Here is a 613-nt window from a genome sequence, read left to right as displayed (position 1 = left end):
AAGTTCATCAACAAACGGCACAGGCCAATGTTCTTTTTCTTGCAACGGTTAGCCAAAAAACCATAATGCCGGATGCGCACGAACCGCTTGGGCAGTACATGCAACAAGAACCGCCGGATGAATTCGACCGCATCGAGGGTGACCGTTTCAGTCGTCTTGCGTTTTCTGTTTTTGATCGTGAACGTCACATGGCCGTCAGAAAAATCAGTAATGCGATGATTCGATATGGCAATGCGATGCGTATAGCGCCCAAGGTAATCGAGCACCCATTCCGGGCGCTCAATGGGCGGTTTGGTATAGACCACCCAGTTTTTTGACCACAGCTGTTTGATCAAGCGCAGGAACCCTTGACGGGTCCCTAACCCACCGGTATTGCCGGGAAAGCACAACTGGTTCTTGCTATATGCATCTTCCAGATACGATATGAACTTTCCCCGGAAAACCTTCGAAAGCGCTTTTACCGGAAAGAGAAACTCCCCTTTGCTGCTGATCCATTCCTTTCCATTGCCAGCGATCGCACCGCCAGGCACCAGGCAGTGCAGGTGAAAATGATCCATCAATGTTTGCGTCCAGGTGTGCAAAATAGCGATGATCCCCAACTGGCCACCGAGTT

The 613-nt window shown here is 50.4% G+C and carries 1 protein-coding gene; it reads right to left on the bottom strand.

The genetic code is table 11. The annotated features are described in order from the left end of the window. Positions 1-613, bottom strand: a 613-nt coding sequence (locus tag JCM12296_RS35490) for an IS91 family transposase (RefSeq protein WP_172684301.1), incomplete at both ends; no start/stop codon positions are given.

This window comes from Desulfosarcina cetonica JCM 12296 (assembly GCF_001311845.1).
Classification (GTDB): domain Bacteria; phylum Desulfobacterota; class Desulfobacteria; order Desulfobacterales; family Desulfosarcinaceae; genus Desulfosarcina; species Desulfosarcina cetonica.
Note: the sequence above shows the minus strand (reverse complement) of the source record. Positions and strands in the feature narration are given on the sequence as shown.